17 protein-coding genes and 1 pseudogene are annotated in these 19,061 nt (G+C 70.3%); 12 read left to right on the top strand and 6 right to left on the bottom strand.

Features of this window, described 5'->3' with window-relative positions; translation table 11 throughout:
• The 4 genes and pseudogenes from ACVBEQ_RS15680 to ACVBEQ_RS15665 form a co-directional block, all read left to right on the top strand.
• Positions 1-265 (top strand): annotated as a pseudogene (locus ACVBEQ_RS15680) (Acg family FMN-binding oxidoreductase); the annotation flags it as partial.
• A 414-nt stretch (positions 266-679) separates the two neighbouring features.
• Positions 680-808: a hypothetical protein gene (locus tag ACVBEQ_RS15675; RefSeq protein WP_447154238.1), complete on the top strand. Its 129-nt coding sequence runs from the start codon at positions 680-682 to the stop codon at positions 806-808.
• Between the two features lie 190 nt (positions 809-998).
• On the top strand, positions 999-1,454 hold the full coding sequence (locus ACVBEQ_RS15670) for an SRPBCC family protein (protein WP_447154237.1): 456 nt from the start codon (positions 999-1,001) through the stop codon (positions 1,452-1,454).
• A 214-nt stretch (positions 1,455-1,668) separates the two neighbouring features.
• On the top strand, positions 1,669-2,025 hold the full coding sequence (locus tag ACVBEQ_RS15665) for a hypothetical protein (RefSeq protein ID WP_447154236.1): 357 nt from the start codon (positions 1,669-1,671) through the stop codon (positions 2,023-2,025).
• A 49-nt stretch (positions 2,026-2,074) separates the two neighbouring features.
• On the opposite strand, the gene ACVBEQ_RS15660 is transcribed toward ACVBEQ_RS15665, so the two are convergent.
• The 5 genes from ACVBEQ_RS15660 to ACVBEQ_RS15640 all read right to left on the bottom strand — a co-directional run bounded on the left by ACVBEQ_RS15660 (position 2,075) and on the right by ACVBEQ_RS15640 (position 9,403).
• On the bottom strand, positions 2,075-3,070 hold the full coding sequence (locus ACVBEQ_RS15660) for a hypothetical protein (RefSeq protein WP_447154235.1): 996 nt from the start codon (positions 3,068-3,070) through the stop codon (positions 2,075-2,077).
• A gap of 107 nt (positions 3,071-3,177) precedes the next feature.
• Entirely contained in the window at positions 3,178-3,738 is a 561-nt protein-coding gene (locus tag ACVBEQ_RS15655; RefSeq protein ID WP_447154234.1) for a TetR family transcriptional regulator, read from the bottom strand.
• 56 nt (positions 3,739-3,794) lie between these two features.
• Positions 3,795-6,641 (bottom strand): aconitate hydratase, encoded by a 2,847-nt coding sequence (locus ACVBEQ_RS15650; protein WP_447154233.1) that lies wholly within the window; start codon positions 6,639-6,641, stop codon positions 3,795-3,797.
• A gap of 345 nt (positions 6,642-6,986) precedes the next feature.
• On the bottom strand, positions 6,987-8,618 hold the full coding sequence (locus ACVBEQ_RS15645; protein ID WP_447154232.1) for a collagen-like domain-containing protein: 1,632 nt from the start codon (positions 8,616-8,618) through the stop codon (positions 6,987-6,989).
• Between the two features lie 236 nt (positions 8,619-8,854).
• Positions 8,855-9,403 carry a hypothetical protein gene (locus ACVBEQ_RS15640; RefSeq protein WP_447154231.1) on the bottom strand — a complete coding sequence of 183 codons (549 nt, stop codon included), beginning with the start codon at positions 9,401-9,403 and terminating at the stop codon, positions 8,855-8,857.
• A 238-nt stretch (positions 9,404-9,641) separates the two neighbouring features.
• On the opposite strand from ACVBEQ_RS15640, the gene ACVBEQ_RS15635 reads away from it, so the two are divergent.
• The 7 genes from ACVBEQ_RS15635 (at position 9,642) to fabI (ending at position 17,177) form a co-directional block, all read left to right on the top strand.
• On the top strand, positions 9,642-11,573 hold the full coding sequence (locus ACVBEQ_RS15635; RefSeq protein WP_447154230.1) for an excalibur calcium-binding domain-containing protein: 1,932 nt from the start codon (positions 9,642-9,644) through the stop codon (positions 11,571-11,573).
• A complete protein-coding gene (mobA, locus tag ACVBEQ_RS15630; protein WP_447154229.1) occupies positions 11,570-12,175 on the top strand; it encodes a molybdenum cofactor guanylyltransferase in 606 nt (201 codons plus the stop codon). The genes ACVBEQ_RS15635 and mobA overlap by 4 nt, the downstream gene beginning before the upstream one ends.
• Positions 12,176-12,395: 220 nt before the next feature.
• Positions 12,396-13,442, top strand: a complete 1,047-nt coding sequence (locus tag ACVBEQ_RS15625) for an AAA family ATPase (protein ID WP_447154246.1) — start codon at positions 12,396-12,398, stop codon at positions 13,440-13,442.
• Complete coding sequence (locus ACVBEQ_RS15620) at positions 13,442-14,416, top strand: DUF58 domain-containing protein (RefSeq protein ID WP_447154228.1); 975 nt, start codon at positions 13,442-13,444, stop codon at positions 14,414-14,416. Before ACVBEQ_RS15625 ends, ACVBEQ_RS15620 begins: the two co-directional genes overlap by 1 nt.
• Positions 14,413-15,381 (top strand): VWA domain-containing protein, encoded by a 969-nt coding sequence (locus ACVBEQ_RS15615; protein WP_447154227.1) that lies wholly within the window; start codon positions 14,413-14,415, stop codon positions 15,379-15,381. Before ACVBEQ_RS15620 ends, ACVBEQ_RS15615 begins: the two co-directional genes overlap by 4 nt.
• Positions 15,382-15,548: 167 nt before the next feature.
• Positions 15,549-16,271: a 3-oxoacyl-ACP reductase FabG gene (gene fabG / locus ACVBEQ_RS15610; protein ID WP_447154245.1), complete on the top strand. Its 723-nt coding sequence runs from the start codon at positions 15,549-15,551 to the stop codon at positions 16,269-16,271.
• A gap of 93 nt (positions 16,272-16,364) precedes the next feature.
• Positions 16,365-17,177, top strand: a complete 813-nt coding sequence (gene fabI, locus ACVBEQ_RS15605) for an enoyl-ACP reductase FabI (protein ID WP_447154226.1) — start codon at positions 16,365-16,367, stop codon at positions 17,175-17,177.
• 42 nt (positions 17,178-17,219) lie between these two features.
• Here fabI and ACVBEQ_RS15600 read toward each other — a convergent pair whose 3' ends face one another.
• The gene (locus tag ACVBEQ_RS15600) at positions 17,220-18,038 is read right to left on the bottom strand and encodes a hypothetical protein (protein WP_447154225.1); all 819 of its coding nucleotides are present in this window, start codon (positions 18,036-18,038) and stop codon (positions 17,220-17,222) included.
• Between the two features lie 210 nt (positions 18,039-18,248).
• Between ACVBEQ_RS15600 and ACVBEQ_RS15595 the strand changes: the two genes are divergently transcribed.
• Positions 18,249-19,034, top strand: a complete 786-nt coding sequence (locus tag ACVBEQ_RS15595) for a DUF3097 family protein (protein WP_447154244.1) — start codon at positions 18,249-18,251, stop codon at positions 19,032-19,034.
• The last annotated feature ends 27 nt before the right edge of the window (positions 19,035-19,061 follow it).

Below are 19,061 nucleotides of genomic sequence, written 5' to 3'. Positions count from 1 at the left end.
CCAGGTCCGGGCCGGTCAAGCCCTGCAACGCCTGCTGCTGACCGCGACCGCTCTCGGACTGTCGGCGTCATTCCTGTCCCAACCCATCGAGGTCAGCGACGAGCGCAAAGAACTGCGCCGACTGCTGGCCGATAACCGGCACCCGCAGGCCGTGCTGCGCCTCGGGTTCTCCGCACCTGCAACGGCCACGCCACGGCGGGACCCGGCGGACCTGCTGCTGCCCGAACACATCGGGGACCGCGCACTGAATCGGCACACCCGTTGACACAGACACCTTCTCCTTCAGCCAGGACACCCCATGACGCGAATACCCTGAGTCGCCCACCGGGGCAATCACCAACCGCAGCATGCAAAACCCAAGCACAAGCAACCCGATTCATTTGCAAGTAGCTAACCGGAGGGCAAAATGCGGAAAGGTTCGGCACGCTGCCAGCAGCCCTGACGGTCACGGCCACAGCGGCAGTTCCGCGCGGCTGGCTCCGTCCACGTGGGCGTGGCCGAGACGCCATACAGGTCATCCTTGGCTGGAAACATCCGCTGACGGCAACCGGCCAGTCGGCGACCGGGCGCGGCAGCCCTGAAACTTCTTCTGCTGCGCCACCGGGCCGAGGAGAGGGAGCGACTGCTGGCGCGCCTCGAGCGCGGTGCAGGGCTTGGCTCACCGGGGAGGCGGTGGGCCATGTCGCTGTGGCAGACCACCCGCAGGATCGACGCCCGAAGGGAAGCAGCGCAATTCCTCGAGGTGCTGCGTGACGCCGAGCCGCGGGTGCGCGCCGACCTGTTCATCGGCGCCCAGCGGCAGGGCTGAGCTGCTGGGCCACAGGACGGGACCAGAACCCTGGAGTTCCCGGTGACACCGGGACGAAGCCCAGAGCCGTGTTCGAGTGTGGGCAACCCGGCATTTGTCCAGATCTGACGTTGCCGCATCCGGCGAGTCGACACAGAGCATCCCGGCTGACGGCCGTCGACACACCGCCAGTGGTGTTTGGATGTCGGTCATGACCGAGCACCCTGATGTTCCGCGCGTCGTCAGTGCCAGCCGGGAGATCGCGGCCGGCGCGTCGCGGATCTTCGAGTTCATCGCCGACCCGGCCCTTCAGCCCCGCTGGGACGGGAACGACAACCTGGCCGGGGCGTCCGCCGGCCAGCGAGTCCGTGAGGTCGGTGACGTGTTCGTCATGACGCTGACCAACGGTGCGACCCGCGAAAATCACGTGGTCGAATTCGACGAAGGCAGGCGTCTTGCGTGGCGACCCGCCGAACCCGGCCACCAACCGCCGGGACATCTGTGGCGGTGGGAACTCGAGCCGGTCGGTGAGTTCCGAACCGCGGTCACCCACACCTACGACTGGACCGACCTGAAGGACGAGAAACGCCTGATCCGTGCGCGGGCGACCACCGATGACAAACTCAGGGCATCACTCGACCGGCTCGCCGCGGTGGCCGAGGTCTGATCCGGGTGCACCGCGACCCGCCGAAGAACTCGGCTGTCACGGTGCCACCCGTCCCTTCTCGCGAGTGATTCACCCGGCGGTCACTTGCCGCTCTCCTCTCTTCGACGGTGATCGGCCCGAACGACTGTCCGCCCACATACAGGGGTCGATCGGCCCGACTTCACGGGACCAACGCCGCTGACCTCTGGATGCGGCCCGCGCTTGACTGGTCTTGGTGGGATGGGGGCGCCCTGCCCTGATCCGCCGTGACGAGCGCGAAGAGGCGATCGACATGCGTGCACTGATGGCTCTGTGGCTGACCCGACTGCAGGCGGGGTTGATCCGGGGAATGACCGAGATCGATCTGCGTGCGCTCGAACTGTTCCTGCCGGCACCGTCGTTCGTCGAGCGGCGGAAGAATCAGGAAGTCACCCGCGGGTCGGCGGAACCTCGTCACGATCCGCTGGACCGTGCCGTCCCGGGTCTGTGGCTGTGGGCCCCCAGGGTGGCGGTCGCGCTCTGGTCGGCCCGCCAGGTCGCGGCGCTGACGAGCCGTTCGCGTCCGGTGCGCCCGGTCCGCATCGGCCGGTAGGCATCATCGGCCGGAGGCGTCAGGCCGACAGAAACCCGGGAGCCGCAGGTCAGCAGGCGAGGTAGCGCACGGACCAGGCCTCGCCGGTCCAACTCGCGGTGAACTGAACCCCGTTGGTGACACCGTCGCCCGAGTCGGCTCCGTTGACGGCGGAGGGGTCGCCGTTCCACGCGATGTCGATGGGATCGGTTGCGCGGAAGCCGCCGTGGCTGCCGCAGCCCTCGTTGTTGCCGTCGACGTAGCCCACGCTCAGGGCCACTTCCGCGGCCTCCCGCGAGTGCGCGCCGGCGTCGGTGAACGGTGCCGCCGACGATGCCGCGGCGTGAGCCGCCGCAACGTCCGCCGGCATGGCAACGGCCGCGGCGTGCCCCTCGGCGAAGCAGTGCGGGTCGAGGTCGGCTCGGGTGAAGGTTCCGACCTGCACACAGGACTCGCCGTGCAGAGCGGCGAAGCGGGATTCCAGGTCGCTGTAGACCAGCAGCACGGCGCGCTGGACATCCCGGTCGAGACCCGCGGGGATGGCCGCCGCGACGGCCGACGGACGGGCCTGGTCGACCAGATCGACGGTCGCCCGGGTGAAGGTGACCGTGTCCCCGGCATAGCTGTCGTTGACGGCAGCGGCAGCGGCCGTGAGGGCAGCATCGGCCGTGTCCGCGGCGGCGAAGAACGGCTCCAGAGCATCGCTCGCCGAAGAATCGGCCGGTGGGAGCGTCGTACCCGGATCGGGAACGAAGGTCACATCCGGCGGCGAAGTCCTTGTGGTGGCGGGGTTCTCCGTTGTGCTGTCCGGGGCGGTCGGCGGTTCGGTCGCCGGAGCCTGGGTCCGCGACGGCTGGCTCGTCGGCTGACTGGGAAGCCGGGTCGTGCTGGGCGGCGGCGTGCTGGGCCGGGTGGCGGCGGACCGGGCCGGTGCTGAGGATCCGGCTGTCGCCGCGACGCTCCCGGTGGTCGGTGAACCGGAAATCTCCGTTCCGGCACAGGCAGTCGTCCCGAGCGTGAGGATCACAGCAAGCGGGATCGCGAGGGAAATGCGCATGGTTCTCATGGCGGACCTCCGTCCACTGACCCTGAGTGTGCGCCGAAATCCCCGGCCGGGACAGAGGCGGAAGTCCCCCGTGATCCTCGCGAGCCCTTCTGCGGGAACCGCCGAACTCAGCTGCGCCGGACCGACGCCTCGACCAGATCCAGCACGCCTTCGAGCCGGTCCGCCGGTAGACCGGCCGCCAGGTGCGCCACCAAACCCTCCATCACCAACTCGAGATAGCCTGCCAGCTGGTCGATGTCGACACCGGGCCGGAGAGTGCCGGCGTTGCGTTGGCGCCTCAGCCGGGCGCGCACCGCCTGCTCGAGGGCTGTGGTTCTCGGGGCCCAGAGCGCACGGAACCCCGGATCCGTGCGGAGTCGCCTGGCCAGCTCGAGCTGCGTGCCGAGCCGACCGGCGTCCGGTGCGGCCACCATCTCGCGCATCACCTGGACGAGCCCGTGTTCCGCGACGGTGTCCAGCATCGATTCGGCGTCCTCGACGGCCAGCGCCAGGAAGAGCGCGTCCTTGTCCGGGAAGTGATGGAAGATCGCGCCCCGGCTGAGCCCGATCTCCTCCTCGAGGATCCGGACCGTGGCGCCCTCGTAGCCGTGCCTGGCGAAGCAGGCCCGTGCCCCGTCAAGGATCTGCCGACGGCGCGACTGGAGGTGATCAGCGCTGACCTTGGGCATCAGCGCCGATCCCTCCTGCTAGACGAGCACCACCGTGATCGAACCGGGCGACGGCGTCAGGACGCCGCTCCGGCGAGCAGGCTGCGCAGCACGTACTGCATGATGCCGCCGTTGCGGTAGTAGTCGGCCTCACCCGGCGTATCGATCCGGACCACGGCGTCGAACTCCACCACACCGCCCGACGGCTTCGTCGCCGTGACCTTCACCGTGCGGGGGGTGCGGCCCTCGTTGAGTTCGGTGATGCCCGAGATGGCGAACGTCTCGTCGCCGTCCAGCCCGAGGGTCTTGATCGTCTCGCCCGGCGGGAACTGCAACGGGATGACGCCCATGCCGATCAGGTTCGAGCGGTGGATGCGTTCGAACGACTCGGTGATGACGGCCCGGACACCCAGCAGCGCGGTGCCTTTCGCCGCCCAGTCGCGGGACGAGCCGGAGCCGTATTCCTTGCCGCCGAGCACGACCAGCGGGACACCCTGCGCCGCGTAGTTCTGCGCCGCGTCGTAGATGAAGGCCTGCGGCGCGTCCGGCTGGGTGAAGTCGCGGGTGTAACCGCCCTGCACGCCGTCCAGGAGCTCGTTCCGCAGCCGGATGTTGGCGAAAGTGCCGCGGATCATCACCTCGTGGTTACCCCGGCGGGACCCGTAGGAGTTGAAGTCCTTGCGCTCGATGCCGTGGTCGGCCAGGTACTGCGCCGCCGGGGTCCCTGCCTTGATCGCGCCGGCCGGCGAGATGTGGTCGGTCGTCACCGAATCGCCGAGCTTGGCCAGTACGCGTGCACCCGCGATGTCCGTCACCGGCTCCGGCTCTGCCGGCATGCCGTCGAAGTACGGGGGCTTACGGACGTAGGTCGACTCCGGATCCCACTGGAAGGTCTTGCCCTCCGGGGTCGGCAGTGACTTCCAGCGCTCGCCGCCGTCGAACACGTCGGCGTAGCTGGAGGCGAACATCTCCTTGTTGATCGAGGACGCCATGACCTCCTGGATCTCCGGCAACTTCGGCCAGATGTCGGCCAGGAAGACGTCCTTCCCGTCGGTATCGGTGCCCAGCGGCTGCGTTTCGAAGTCGAAGTCCATCGTCCCGGCGAGGGCATAGGCGATCACCAGCGGGGGAGAGGCCAGGTAGTTCATCTTGACGTCCGGGTTGATCCGGCCCTCGAAGTTGCGGTTACCCGAGAGCACGGACACCACCGTCAGGTCGGCTTCGTTGACCGCCGCGGAGATCTCGTCGGGCAGCGGACCGGAGTTGCCGATGCAGGTAGTGCAGCCGTAACCGACCAGGTTGTAGCCCAGCTTCTCCAGATAGGGCCAGAGCCCTGCCTTCTCGTAGTAGTCGGTGACCACCTGGGAGCCGGGGGCCATCGTCGTCTTCACCCACGGCTTGACGGTCAGGCCGCGCTCGACCGCGTTGCGGGCGAGCAGGGCGGCGCCGAGCATCACCGAGGGGTTCGAGGTGTTGGTGCACGAGGTGATGGCGGCGATCACCACGGCTCCGTGGTCGAGCTCGAAGTCGCCGTACTCGGATGTCGAAACCTTGGTCGGCTTGGACGGCCGGCCGGAGGACCCGTCGGCGGCCGAATGGAGCGCCGCGACGACGGCGGGGTTGGCGTCCTCGTCGGCGTAGCGCGGGTTCGTGGAGGGGACATCGCTGGCCGGGAAGGACTCCTCGACCGCCTCGTCGAGCTTGGTTTCCGGTGTGGGGTCGCCGTTCACGACGTAGTCGTGGACAGCCTTGCGGAACGACGCCTTCGCGTCCGAGAGCTCGATCCGGTCCTGCGGCCGCTTCGGGCCGGCGATCGAGGGGACGACGGTCGAGAGGTCGAGTTCGAGGTATTCGGAGTAGACCGGCTCGTGATCGGCGTCGTGCCACAGTCCCTGGGCCTTGGCATAGGCCTCGACGAGGGCGACCTGGTCGGCGGGCCTGCCGGTCAGTTGCAGGTACTTCACCGTCTCCTCGTCGATCGGGAAGATCGCCGCGGTGGACCCGAACTCGGGGCTCATGTTGCCGATCGTCGCCCGGTTGGCCAGCGGGACGGCGCTGACGCCGGCTCCGTAGAATTCCACGAACTTGCCGACAACGCCGTGCTTGCGCAGCATCTCGGTGATCGTCAGGACGACGTCGGTCGCCGTGGTGCCCGGCGGGATCTCACCGGTCAGCTTGAAGCCGACGACGCGCGGAATCAGCATGGACACCGGCTGGCCGAGCATGGCGGCCTCGGCCTCGATGCCGCCGACGCCCCAGCCGAGTACTCCGATGCCGTTGACCATGGTGGTGTGCGAGTCCGTGCCGACGCAGCTGTCCGGGTAGGCGATACCGTCACGCTGCATCACCACGCGGGCCAGGTACTCGATGTTGACCTGGTGCACGATCCCGGTGCCCGGCGGGACGACCTTGAACTCGTCGAACGCGGTCTGCCCCCAGCGCAGGAACTGGTAGCGCTCGAAGTTGCGCTCGTATTCCAGTTCCACATTGCGCTCGAACGCATCCGCCCGCCCGAAGACGTCGGCGATGACGGAGTGGTCGATCACCATCTCCGCGGGTGCCAGCGGGTTGATCTTGTCGGCGTCTCCGCCGAGGTCCGCCATCGCCTCGCGCATCGTCGCCAGGTCCACCACGCACGGCACGCCGGTGAAGTCCTGCATGATCACCCGGGCCGGGGTGAACTGGATCTCGATGGTGGGCTCCGCCTCGGGATCCCAATCGGCCAGCGCCCGGATGTGGTCGGCGGTGATGTTGGCGCCGTCCTCCGTGCGGACCAGGTTCTCCAGCAGCACCTTGAGCGAGAACGGCAACCGCTGGGCGTTCTCCAGCCCGGGCACTCCGGCGATCTTGTAGATCTGGTAGCTGTTCTCACCGACGGTGAGGGTTTCCTTGGCGGCGAAGCTGTCCTTGCTGGCGGCAGGCACGGAACTCTCCTTGCATCACGAGGCGGCAGGTTCCTCCGGCGGCGGTGCTGGCGGAACGGCGGTGCTGGCGGACGGCGGTGCTGATCGAACTGCGGTGCTGATCGAACTGCGGTGCTGGCAGAACGGCGGTGCTGGCGAAGCTGGGCCCATTGTTTCGCGCCCTTCATCGAGCGGGTCACCCGCCCCCGGAAGGCCGCCGGCGACCGGCTCGCGGATCAAACAGTACGCGCGTCCTGTTAGCCGTGCAAACGCGCGGAGACGCACATCGGCCCCGGATGGGATCCATCCGGGGCCGATGTAGGGACGTCTGCACTGCCGCGTGTCGGGGCGGCAGTGCCAGACGGGTCAGTTGCCGGAAAGGCTGATCAGGTAGTCGACATCGCCGGGCTCGAGACCCTTGAGCAGCGAGACGAAGACGTCCGAGAACGAGCGGACCGGGCTCACGTACCACTGGCCGTCCACCTGCACGGTGACGATGCCCAGCCCGATGATCTGCTTGAACTCGCGCTTGATGATCTCCAGCAGTTGCGGGTCCAGGTCGCCGGAGCCGAGCGCGTCGCCGAGGTAGCTGTCGATGGTCGTCTCGTCGAGGGTGACCGCCGGCTCGCCGGGCACCGTCAGGGTGACCGAATTGGCCGCCACGTCACGGGTGAGGGTCACGGTCTGGCCCTCCGCGGTCAGGGTCAGCGACTGCAGGGACACCTTGGTTCCGCCGGTGACCTCGGAGGTCGTCCATGCGACATCGTCGACGGTGACGCCGAGGTCGTTCATGTCGGAGCTGAGCCCGTCGGCGTCGGCCTGCTCGATCAGCAGCTTGCCGTAGTCGTGCAGCACGCCCATCTCGTCGGGCGGGAGCAGGGCGATGACGCCCTCCAGGTCGCTGGCGGTGGCCTTGCTGATCAGCGCGTCGACGGCAGCCTCCGGCGAACCGGAGCCGACCGGTGCGATGCGGTCCGCAGCAGTCGGATTGGCAAGTCCCGCTTCGTGCACCGCGTTGTCGGCGATCGTGTATAAGAGGCTGACGTACCACTCGCCGTCACGCTGGACGGTTGCGACGCGGAACGGCTTGCCGTCGTTCTCGGCCACGGCCTCGGCGATGTTGACGGTCTGCGACTGCGGCTGCGCCTGGTCGATCTCGGTGCCGAAGGCGTCCTTGATCTTGTCGCTCAGCGGGATGTTGTTCGGATCGCTGGAAACCGTCACCGTGCCACCGGTCAGCTTGACGATCTGCAGGTTATCGTTGATGACCTCAGGAGCACCGTCGAACGTGAGGCCCTGGACGGTGATGGTGGTGCCCGTCATGGTGTCCGCGGATGCGGCCGGGCTCAGCACCTCGAGGCGCTTCAGTTCGGTGATGACGTCGGTGTTGAGGTCGGTGAACAGCGAGGCCTCGGCGGGATCGAGCCGATCGGCCAGTCCGATCGGGTCCGAGTTGCTCAAGGTGGTGAACAGCGCCGAGACCGAGTCCTGCGGGGTGTCGGCACCGGAGGCAGTGGAGGTGTCGGTGTCACGGATGGCGAAGAAGTAGACGGCTGCCGCCGCGACCAGGGCGACGACCACGGCGATGGCGGTGATCAGGACCGGGGTCCGGTTCTTGACCGGCGGCGGAGTCGGACCGGGTTGGCCGTACTGCTGACCGGCCGGGTACTGCTGACCGGCCGGGTAATGCTGACCGGCCGGGTACTGCTGACCCGTCGGGTACTGCTGACCGGGGGCGAACTGCTGGGTCTGGCCGGGCTGCTGCCAGCCCTGCGGTCCGGTCGGCTGGCCCTGCGGTCCGGTCGGCCGGCCCTGCCAGGGCGCCCCACCCGGGCCGCCGGCAGGCGGGGTGGTGGGCTGCCAGCCCTGTGGTCCGGTCGGCTGCCCTTGCCAGGCACCGCCGGCGGGTGGTGCGGGCTGCTGCCAGCCCTGCCCCGGATGGGCCTGCCCCGGATGACCCTGGCCGGTGGGTCCGTAGGGGCCGCCTTGCTCGCTCATCTGACTCTGATCCCTTCGGTGACTTCGTTCCGGGGAGGAGGGGTCCCGGACACGGGTGGTTCGGAGAATCGTCGTGCGCGTGCTCGCGTCCGCCGCCGACCGCCCGTGGGGGCGGCCCGTTGTGCGCTTGCTCGTCACTGCCGGGTTGAGGAGGGCGCCCCGCCGCGAAACGGACCACATGCAGATGTGATCTACGTCTCAGACGCCAAGATTCCCCCGACAGACATCATGACTGATCAACCCCGTTTGGTCGAGTAACGGTTAGGCCGATGAGGTGAACCAATACCGAATGCGAGACACACGCCGCCGGCGAGCAACAACAGCGCACCTGCGGTCATCACGGCCGGCCCGATCGGATCGAGGCGCACGGTGAGCCCGACCTTGCCGACCGCGACGACGAGGATCGCGATGGACACTCCGGCCGCCGGCAGGGCGGCCAGGACGGAGAGGATCCCGGCCGTCCGCCACCAGCGCAGACATCCCGCGATGACCGGGCTCATTGCCAAGACGCCGAGCAGTGGCCAGCCGGTCACAAGCAGTGCAAGAACACCGTCACCGGCGACGCCGAGCCGGTCGACCACTCCGACGATGGCGTAACTCGACCGGCGCACACTGCCCGAAACGACCCACGGCAGGAACGATCCCCAGATCACCAGGCCGAGACCGGTACCCCCGACGACGCAGCACAGCACCCGAAGTCGACGATCCGTGACCGGTTTCCGCTCACGCCCGGGGGTTCCGGACGGTCCGGCATCCCCCGCCGGTGACACGGTGCTCTCGATCACCGCCACAGTTTCCCCGGCTCGGTCACGTTCCGCCCGTGCGGGTGATCTTGTGCCCGATTTGCACGATTTGTTGTATTTGGGACCAGAGTGTTCATCGTGACCGCTGGCCAATAGGGGGACCAAAGTGGCATGGTGCAACTGGCGTGTCGCCTTGACAGGCCGCCGCTCTGTACGCCTGCGGCGTTTGTGCCGTTCTGAACCACCTGTCCGCGGTGACACCGCGGGGGAGGAGCGACGAGTGCCCGTCCACACCCGGGGTCGCGGTCGCGCCGCCACCCGCACGATCACCGGCCTGGTCGGTGGTGTGCTGGCCACCGTCGTGGCGGCAGCCCTTGTCGTCGGTGCCGCGCTGCCGGCCGGCGCCGTGCCGCCGCCTCCGGTGAACCCGTCGGACGAGCAGATCGAGGACAGCCAGCAACAGGCTGCCGCCACCGCCGCCGAGGTCGGCCGGCTCGCCGGCCTGGTCAGCAAGACCGAAGGCGACATCGAGCGGCTCAAGAACGACATGGAACTCAAGGCCGAGCTGGCGAACAAGGCGGCGGTCGACCTCCAGGTCGCGCAATCGGATGCCGCCGACGCCCGATCCGCCGCCACCACCGCCCTGGCCGAGGCCGATGCCGCAGGCGAGGCCGTCGTCGACGCGAAGGACAAGGCCGCCGCGTTCGCTGCCGCCTCGTTCCGCCAGGGTTCCGTCCTCGGGTCGATGAGCGCGTTCATGGGGTCGGCCAGCGCCACCGACCTGTTGCAGCGGCAGGAACTGCTCGGGCAGATGTCCGAATCACAGCTCAACGTCATCGGTGCCCTCGAGAGCACCCGAACCCACAAGGCCAACCTCGACTCGGACGCCCGGGCAGCGCTGGACGCCGCCAACGCGGCGCAGGTGAGGGCGGACGCGGCCAAGGCCGCCGCGGATGCCGCCCAGCAGGAGGCACGGCAGTCGCTGGAGAGCGGGCAGCAACAACTCGCGGCACTCCAGACGCAGCGCGACCAGGAGCAGGCCGCCTACGGCGCGGCGCTGGCCCAGGTCGCCGGATTGCAGAACCAGCGGCAGCAGTACAACCAGTGGCTGGCGCAGAAGAAGGCCGAGGAAGAAGCAGCCCGCAAGGCCGCCGCCGAGGCAGCCAGACTCGCGGCCGAACAGGCCGCCCGTGAAGCGGCAGCCGAGGCCGCCAGGCAGGCTGCTGCACAGCGCGCCGCGGCAGAACGCGCCGCGGCCGACGAGGCGGCCCGGGAAGCCGCGGCCGCCCGGCAGGCGGCCGAGGAGGAGGCGGCCGCGGAACGCGCGTCGGCCGCCCGCGAAGCGGCCAACCAGGCCGCCCGCGAGGCGCAGGAGCGGCAGGCGGCGCAGAACAACGAGCCGTACTACTCCAGTTGCGACGCCGCGCGGGCCGCCGGACGCGGCCCGATCGCCAGGGGCGAATCGGGTTATCGGTCGGCGCTGGACCCGAATGGCAACGGGATCGCCTGCGAAGGCACCGCGACGGCCGCCGCCCCGCCCGCGGCGCCCGCCCCGCCCGCGGCGCCCGCCCCGCCCGCGGCGCCCGCCCAGCCCGCGATGGACGAGACCTACTACGCCAGGTGTGACGACGCCAGGTCAGCCGGTGCCGCGCCGATCAACCGCGGAGACCCCGGCTACCGGTCGGCTCTCGATCCCAACGACAACGGCATCGCGTGCGAGGGAACGTCATCCGTCGCTGTTGCCGACCCGCCGGCGGCTCCGAGTTACTCGGCCGGGTCCGGCGCCGGTCAGACGGTGGTCAACGCCGCCATGGCGTATCTGGGCACCACCTACGCCTGGGGCGGCGGTGATTCCTCCGGTCCCACGCTCGGGATCAGGGACGGCGGGGTCGCCGACAGCTACGGCGACTACATGAAGGTGGGCTTCGACTGCTCGGGCCTCGCGCTGTACGCCTGGGCTCAGGTCGGCGTCTACCTGCCGCACTACTCGGGGTACCAGTACTCCGGTCAGCCGCACGTCTCGCAAGGTGATCTGCAGCCCGGTGACCTGGTCTTCTTCGCCCACAACACCTCCGATCCGTCGACCATTCACCACGTTGCGATCTACATGGGCAACGGCCAGATGATCGAGGCGCCGAACTCCGGTTCGTACGTCCGGGTCGCCCCGTTGCGCACCGACGGGTACATCGGCGCGGCCCGTCCGGGCGGGTGACCGGACCGGCGGCCGCGGTGATCCTCGCCGGCGGCCGCGGGAGCCGGCTCGGCGGCACGGACAAGCCGGCGCTGCGACTCGGAGACCGATCGTTGCTGGACATCGCCATGGCCGCGTCGGCCGGTGGCCGGATCGTGGTGGTCGGTCCGGGCCGCAATCTGCCGGCGGGTGTCAGCGGCGTCTCCGAGGACCCGCCGGGCGGCGGACCGGCAGCGGCCGTCGTCGCGGGTGTCCGGGCGCTCGCCGACCTGCCCGATGACGCGCTGGTCGCTGTGCTGGCTGCCGATCTGCCCGGCGTCACCCGCGACACCGTTACCGGGCTGTGTGCGGCGCTGTCCACGGCACGGCCGGCGGAGGGTGCCCGGGGTGATCGGCCCGGCGGTGCGGTGCTGGTCGACCTGGGCGGTCGTCGGCAGTACCTGATCGGGGTTTGGCGACGCAGCGCACTGGCGTCGGCGGCGGGTGTCCGGCAGGACTGGTCAGGGGTGGCGCTGCGAGAACTGCTTGCGCCCATCACCGTTCTCGAGGTGGCGGGATCGGCGCTGGAAACGGCGGACGTCGACACTCCGGACGACTGGCGGGACTGGCAGCAGCGACGTTGATCGCGCCGATCGGTCCACCCGGTCGGAAGTGCAGGGAACAATGGGGTGAGCAGCATGCTGCTCCGGCTCTGCCGGTTCGGGCGGGATTCTCATCTTGGCTTGATCTGCTGGCGCCCGCCGGTGGGGTCGGCCGGTGCCCTGTGCGCCGCCCGGCGCGTGAGAAGGACAGTCAGGCGGCCGTCGAGGCGGCCGATGCGAGGAGGACTTGGTGAGCTCAGACGTGCGAGGCGGGGGATCCGTCGCCGGAGTACCGGACGGGCGACCGCCGGTCCACCAGACGCCCGCGAACGACGCGGCCCTGCTTGAACGCACCGTGTTCGAGGTCAAACGGGTGATCGTGGGCCAGGACCGCCTCGTCGAGCGGATGCTGGTCGGGCTGCTCGCCCGGGGCCACCTGCTGATCGAAGGCGTCCCCGGCGTCGCCAAGACGCTCGCCGTCGAGACGTTCGCCAGGGTGGTCGGCGGCACCTTCTCGCGGATCCAGTTCACTCCCGACCTCGTCCCATCCGACCTCCTTGGGACCCGGATCTACCGGGCCGGCCGGGAGCAGTTCGACATCGAACTCGGCCCGGTGGTGGCGAACTTCGTGCTGACCGACGAGATCAACCGCGCACCGGCGAAGGTCCAGTCCGCGCTGCTCGAGGTGATGGCGGAGCGGCACGTCTCCATCGGCGGCAAGACCTTCCCGATGCCCGACCCGTTCCTGGTGATGGCCACCCAGAACCCCATCGAGAACGAGGGCGTCTACCCGCTGCCGGAGGCGCAGCGCGACCGCTTCCTGTTCAAGCTGCTGGTCGGCTACCCGGAGCCCGACGAGGAACGCGAGATCGTCTACCGGATGGGCGTCGTCCCGCCGGTCGCCAACCAGGTGCTGCCGATCGCCGAACTGGCGCGCCTGCAGCAGGTCGCGTCGAACGTCTTCGTCCACCACGCCCTCGTCGACTACGTCGTGCGACTGGTCTTCGCCAGCCGGACGCCGGCCGAGCACGGGCTGACCGAGGTGGCCGGCTGGTTGTCCTACGGCGCCTCGCCGCGCGCCTCGCTGGGCATCATCGCGGCGGCGCGCGCGCTCGCCCTGGTGCGCGGCAGGGACTTCGTCGTGCCGCAGGACGTCATCGACGTCGCGCCCGACGTGCTCCGGCACCGCCTGGTGCTCTCCTACGACGCGCTGGCCGACGGCGTGCCGGTCGAGGCGATCCTCGGACGCCTGATGCAGGCCATTCCGCTGCCGCAGGTCAGCCCGTACACGCACCCGGGCGCCGCCTGATGATCCCGAGTCACCCCGGGGCGCCGCCCGGCACCGCCGACCCGACACGGCTGGACGCGGCGTTGGCGACCCTCGAGCTGACCGTCCGGCGCCGGCTGGACGGTTTGCTGCAGGGCAACCACCTCGGGCTGGTCCCAGGACCTGGCACCGAACCCGGTGACGCCCGGCCCTACCACCCCGGCGACGACGTCCGGCGGATGGACTGGTCGGTGACCGCACGGACCACCGAACCGCACATCCGCCAGACGGTGGCCGACCGCGAACTCGAGACCTGGCTGGTCGCCGACCTTTCGGCGTCCCTGGACTTCGGCACCATCGGCTGCGAGAAGCGGGATCTGGTGGTCGCCGCGGCCGCCGCGGTCGGGCACCTCACCCGCGGCGGCGGCAACCGGATCGGCGCCGTGGTCGCCAGCGGGAACGGCGTGACCCGCATCCCGGCCCGCGGCGGCCGGCCCTACCTGCAACACCTGCTGCGGCAGCTGGCCTCGACGCCCCGGTCGGAACCCGGCGACCGGGGTGACCTGGCGATGGCGCTCGAGCAGTTGCGCCGACCACCCCGGCGCCGCGGTCTCGCGGTCGTCATGTCGGACTTCATCGGCCCGCTGACCTGGGAGCGCCCGCTCCGCGCGCTGTCCGGGCGGCACGACCTGCTGGCCGTCGAGGTGCTCGATCCGCGCGACCTGGAACTCCCGGCGGTCGGCCTGGTCACCCTGCTCGATCCGGAAAGTGGCCGCACGAAAGAGGTGTCGACCACCGCCGAGCTGCGCGGTGCCTTCGCCGCCGCGGCAGCGGAGCACCGCGCGCAGGTGGCGGTCGCCCTCCGTCGGGCCGGCGCCGCGCATCTGGTGCTGCGTACGGACGGCGACTGGGTCGCGGACGTGATGCGATTCGTGGTGTCCCGGAAACGGGGCTGGACGGGCGCAGCGGCCGCGACGGCCGGACCGGGGGCAGCGCGGGCGGGGGAGGCCTGGTGAACCTCGCTCAGCCGTACTGGCTCGCCGCGGGACTGCTGGTGCTGGCCCTTGCCATCGGTTACCTGCTCGCGCAGCGCCGCACCCGGCGGCACACGATGCGATTCGCGAACCTCGAAATGCTGGAGCGGGTCGCCCCGAAAAGGCCCGGCCGCTGGCGTCATCTGCCGACCGCCCTGGTGCTGGTCGGATTGCTGCTGCTGACCGTCGCGCTCGCCGGGCCGACCGCCGACGCGAAGGAGCCGCGCAACAGGGCAACCGTCATGCTGGCCATCGACGTGTCGCTCTCGATGCAGGCCACGGATGTGCCGCCGAACCGCCTGGCGGCCGCCCAGGACGCCGCGACCCAGTTCGTCGACGACCTGACCCCGGGCGTCAACCTCGGCATCGTCTCGTTCGCCGGAATCGCCACCGTGCTGGTCAGTCCGACCACGGACCGGACCGCCGCGAAGCAGTCGATCGCCGGCCTCACGCTCGACGAGCGCACCGCCACCGGCGAGGCGATCATCTCGAGCCTGCAGACCATCCAGTTGTTCTCGAAGTCCCTGCCGGGGCCCACCGACGGCAGCGACCCGGGCGCACCGCCCGCGCGGATCGTGCTGATGACCGACGGCAAGCGCACGGTCGGCCGCACCGAGCAGGACGCGGCACAGCGGGCAGCGGACGCCAAGGTGCCCGTCTCGGTGATCGCCTTCGGCACCGACAACGGGTCCATCACCGTCAACGACGAGACCATCCCGGTGCCGCTGGACACCGAGGCCATGCAGCAGATCGCGCAGATCTCGGGCGGCGACTTCCACACCGCTGCCACCACCGAGGAACTCAAGTCCGTCTATGCGCAACTCGGTGAGCAGATCGGCTACGAGATCCGGCAGCGTGACGTCTCCAGGCCGTGGATGATCGCCGGCACCGTGCTGGTGCTGCTCGGCTCGGCTGCCGCGCTGGCGCTGACCTCCCGGATCCCGTAGCGGATTCCCTGGCTCGAAACCAGAAGCCCGAGACCCGGAAACCCAGGACCCAGCGGGCCTGACTGCCGGCCGCCCCGCCGGACGCTAGGGTCGAGCGGCACCGGTGCGCGGATCGCCCGGTGGCCGGACGACCGGCTCGGCGGCGACTCGGAGGACAGCTCGTGACCGTGGCAGCACAGGCGGAGCCGGGGCGATCAGTCCTCGTCACCGGTGGCAATCGCGGGATCGGCCTGGCGATCGCGAGGTCGCTCGCGACGGCCGGTCACCGGGTGACGGTCACGCACCGCTCCGGCGAGCCACCGGAAGGCCTCAACGGGGTCATTTGCGACGTCACCGATCCGGCTTCCGTCGACGCCGCCTTCACCGAGGTGGAGAAGAACCAGGGCCCGGTCGAGGTGCTGGTGGCCAACGCCGGGATCACCGACGACACACTGCTGCTGCGGATGAGCGAGGACGCGTTCAGTTCCGTGCTGGACGCCAACCTGACCGGTTCGTTCCGGGTGGCCAAACGTGCGGCGAGCGGGATGCTCCGCAAACGCTGGGGCCGGATGATCTTCATCTCCTCCGTCGTCGGGTTGTCCGGCGGCGCCGGCCAGGCCAACTACGCGGCGTCCAAGGCGGGGCTGGTCGGTCTGGCCAGGTCGATCGCCCGCGAGCTCGGGTCGCGCAACATCACCGCCAACGTCATCGCCCCCGGGTTCGTCGACACCGACATGACCCGCTCGCTCCCGGAGGCCAGGCGCGCCGAGATCATCGCCCAGGTTCCGCTCCGCCGCTACGCCGCTGCCGACGAGATCGCCTCCGCGGTCAGCTTTCTCGCCTCCGACGCCGCTGCGTACATCACCGGCGCGGTGCTGCCCGTCGACGGCGGGCTCGGAATGGGGCACTGACCCGCCGGGCAGTACGTCTCCACCGACACCGCGTCACCCCGCACCGACCCTGCACCAGCCCCGCAACTGCAACCACAGGACGAGGACGAACACATGACCGACCAGCTCGGCACCGGACTGCTCGCCGGCAAGAACCTGCTCATCACCGGCGTCATCACCGAGGCATCGATGGCCTTCCACACCGCCAGGCTCGCCCAGCAGCAGGGCGCCACCGTCGTGCTGACCGGCTACGGCCGGTTGTCGCTGGTGGAACGGATCGCCAAGCGGCTCCCGGAACCGGCACCGGTGGTCGAGCTCGACGTCACCGACAAGGCGCAGCTGGACTCGCTGGCCGACCGGGTCGGTGAGTTCGTGCCGCGACTGGACGGCGTGCTGCACTCGATCGGTTTCGCCCCCGCGACGGCACTGGGCGGCGATTTCCTCGCCTGCCCGTGGGAGGACGTCGCCACCACGGTGCACACCTCGGCGTACTCGCTCAAGGCGCTCGCGGTGGCCTCGCTGCCGCTGATGACCTCGGGCGGCAGCATCGTCGGGCTGGATTTCGACGCCCGGCAGGCGTGGCCCGCCTACGACTGGATGGGCGTCGCCAAGGCCGCGCTCGAGTCCGTCACCCGTTACCTGGCACGCGATCTCGGGCCCCGCGGGATCAGGGTGAACCTGGTCTGCGCCGGCCCGGTCAAGACGATGGCGGCGAAGTCGATCCCCGGATTCACCGACCTGGAGAACGGATGGAGCGGCCGCGCGCCGCTGGGCTGGGACACCTCCGACCCGACACCGGTGGCGCGGGCGGCCGTCGCCCTGCTGTCGGACCTCTTCCCGGCGACCAGCGGCTCGATGGTGATGGTCGACGGCGGGTTCCACGCCGTCGGCTTCGGCACCGCCGAGATCCAGCAGGCGCACGGATAGCGAACCGGCGCCGGTCGTGGTCCGGTCAGTCCGACCTGCCGGTCAGTCCGACCTGCGGGCCCGCCCGGTCGAACGGCTCCGGACCGCATGCACGGAGCTCCTCGGCTCGCGCAGCGCCGTGACAGCCGCGCCGACGGCGGCCCTGCGGCTCTCCCGGATGGCGATGGCCAGCGGCCTCAGCACATCGTCCACGGCGGCCATCTCGTAGCTGGTGACCGCCGCCGTGTCCTGGCTGCTGGCGACTGTGAGCAGCGCGTGCAGCGAGATGGAGGTGGCCAGCAGGGCCGACGCCGCCGCAGGTGTACCCGGCGGGCAGCTGACGGCTTCCTCGAGCATCACCAGTCGCACCTGCTCGCGGGCCGAGTCGGAGCCCCTGGCCACATCCAGCGCCGTCAGTGACCGGGTCGCCCTGCCCACCGAGGTGTCCAGCAACTCGTGCGCCTCGGCCAGTCCGAGCGCCGGATGCCGGGTGTTGCAGGCGAACACCCGCCATTGGCCGTCGCTCGGGACCAGGGCGAGATCGTTGCCGGTCAACACGACCAGCGCACCGGCATCCAGGCCGGCCACGGTGAGCTCGCCACTGGTGGGCAGGCCCCGCATGTCACCCGGGTAGGGCAGCAGCAGTCCGGCGGGACCACCCGCGCGCAGCAGCGGCAGCAGAGCGGCCGAGCCCGTGCTGGGCCAGCCGGGACCGGGCAGGCCGGTGACGCCGGCGATCTCGTCGTTCGCGGCCCGTACGCCGGCCCGATGTCCCGAGTCGTCGATGGCGGACAGCACGTCGTCCGCACTGGCGCCGCCCTGCCACGCGGCAGCCCACAGGGCCAGCGTGGTCGCGGCGCGCAGGGTGCCGGCTGAAGACATGAGGGCCACCGTACGTCACGCCACCGTCTGCCGATGGTTGTGCACGGGGGCTGTCGGGGATCCCGCACCCGTCCGGCTGGCGTGGTTCGCCCGCGCCGGGGTTGCCGGCAGGTAGCGTCCTGCGCCGTGCCCACTCCCAGGACCACCGGCGGCGGGGGACAGCGGCCCGCGCGCACTCCCGGCCGGTACGACAACCCTTACCCGACCGACGTGCTCGCCCAGCGCCAGCAGGTCCGGGACATTCCCGAACTGCCCGCCACCGCCGACGTCGTCGCGGAGGACCCGCTGTCCGGGTTCTGCGGTGCTGTGGTCGCCTGTTCGTCCAGCGCCGTGACGCTCGAGGACCGGGCCGGCCGCCGCCGGCTGTTCCCGCTGGAGCGCGGGGCGTTCCTGGTCGACGGCCGACAGGTGACGCTCGTCCGGCCCCCGGTTGCCGCGGCGGCTCCGGCGTTGTCCGCGTCCGGCTCCAGGGTGGTGACCGGGTTGCGGGCCCGGACGGCGCGGGCGGCCCGGATCTGGGTGGAGGGCATCCACGACGCGGCCCTGGTGGAACGTGTCTGGGGCCACGACCTGCGCGTCGAGGGCATCGTCGTCGAGCCGATCGACGGGCTGGACAACCTGCCGGCGGCGGTCGCGGCGTTCGGCCCCGGGGAGGGACGCCGGCTGGGCGTCCTGGTCGATCACCTGGTGCCGCGATCCAAGGAAAGCCGTATCGCCGACGCGGTTCTCGCCGCACACCGGGACGTGGTGCTGATCACCGGGCACCCCTACATCGACATCTGGCAGGCGGTGCGCCCGTCCGCGGTCGGCATCGCGGCCTGGCCCGACGTCCCGCGCGGCGTCGACTGGAAGACCGGCGTCTGCGCCGCCCTCGGCATGCCGGACACCAGGCAAATGTGGGGCCGGGTGAACGGGGCGGTTCGCAGCTACCGGGACCTGGACACGCCCTTGATCACCGCGGTCGAGCAGCTGATCGACTTCGTCGCCCAGCCCTGAGGCTGCGGCTATCAGGACGGCGAGTCC

This window comes from Nakamurella sp. GG22 (assembly GCF_052976845.2).
The sequence above is the reverse complement of the archived record's forward strand: the minus strand, read 5'-3'. Positions and strand labels throughout refer to the sequence as shown.

Bases quoted from the DNA above. Each gene is read 5' to 3' on its own strand.
- ACVBEQ_RS15675 (WP_447154238.1), top strand. From the start codon at position 680: ATGTCGCTGTGGCAGACCACCCGCAGGATCGACGCCCGAAGGGAAGCA.
- ACVBEQ_RS15670 (WP_447154237.1), top strand. From the start codon at position 999: ATGACCGAGCACCCTGATGTTCCGCGCGTCGTCAGTGCCAGCCGGGAG.
- fabI (WP_447154226.1), top strand. From the start codon at position 16,365: ATGACCGACCAGCTCGGCACCGGACTGCTCGCCGGCAAGAACCTGCTC.
- ACVBEQ_RS15655 (WP_447154234.1), bottom strand. From the start codon at position 3,738: ATGCCCAAGGTCAGCGCTGATCACCTCCAGTCGCGCCGTCGGCAGATC.
- ACVBEQ_RS15645 (WP_447154232.1), bottom strand. From the start codon at position 8,618: ATGAGCGAGCAAGGCGGCCCCTACGGACCCACCGGCCAGGGTCATCCG.
- ACVBEQ_RS15660 (WP_447154235.1), bottom strand. From the start codon at position 3,070: ATGAGAACCATGCGCATTTCCCTCGCGATCCCGCTTGCTGTGATCCTC.
- ACVBEQ_RS15600 (WP_447154225.1), bottom strand. From the start codon at position 18,038: ATGTCTTCAGCCGGCACCCTGCGCGCCGCGACCACGCTGGCCCTGTGG.
- ACVBEQ_RS15620 (WP_447154228.1), top strand. From the start codon at position 13,442: ATGATCCCGAGTCACCCCGGGGCGCCGCCCGGCACCGCCGACCCGACA.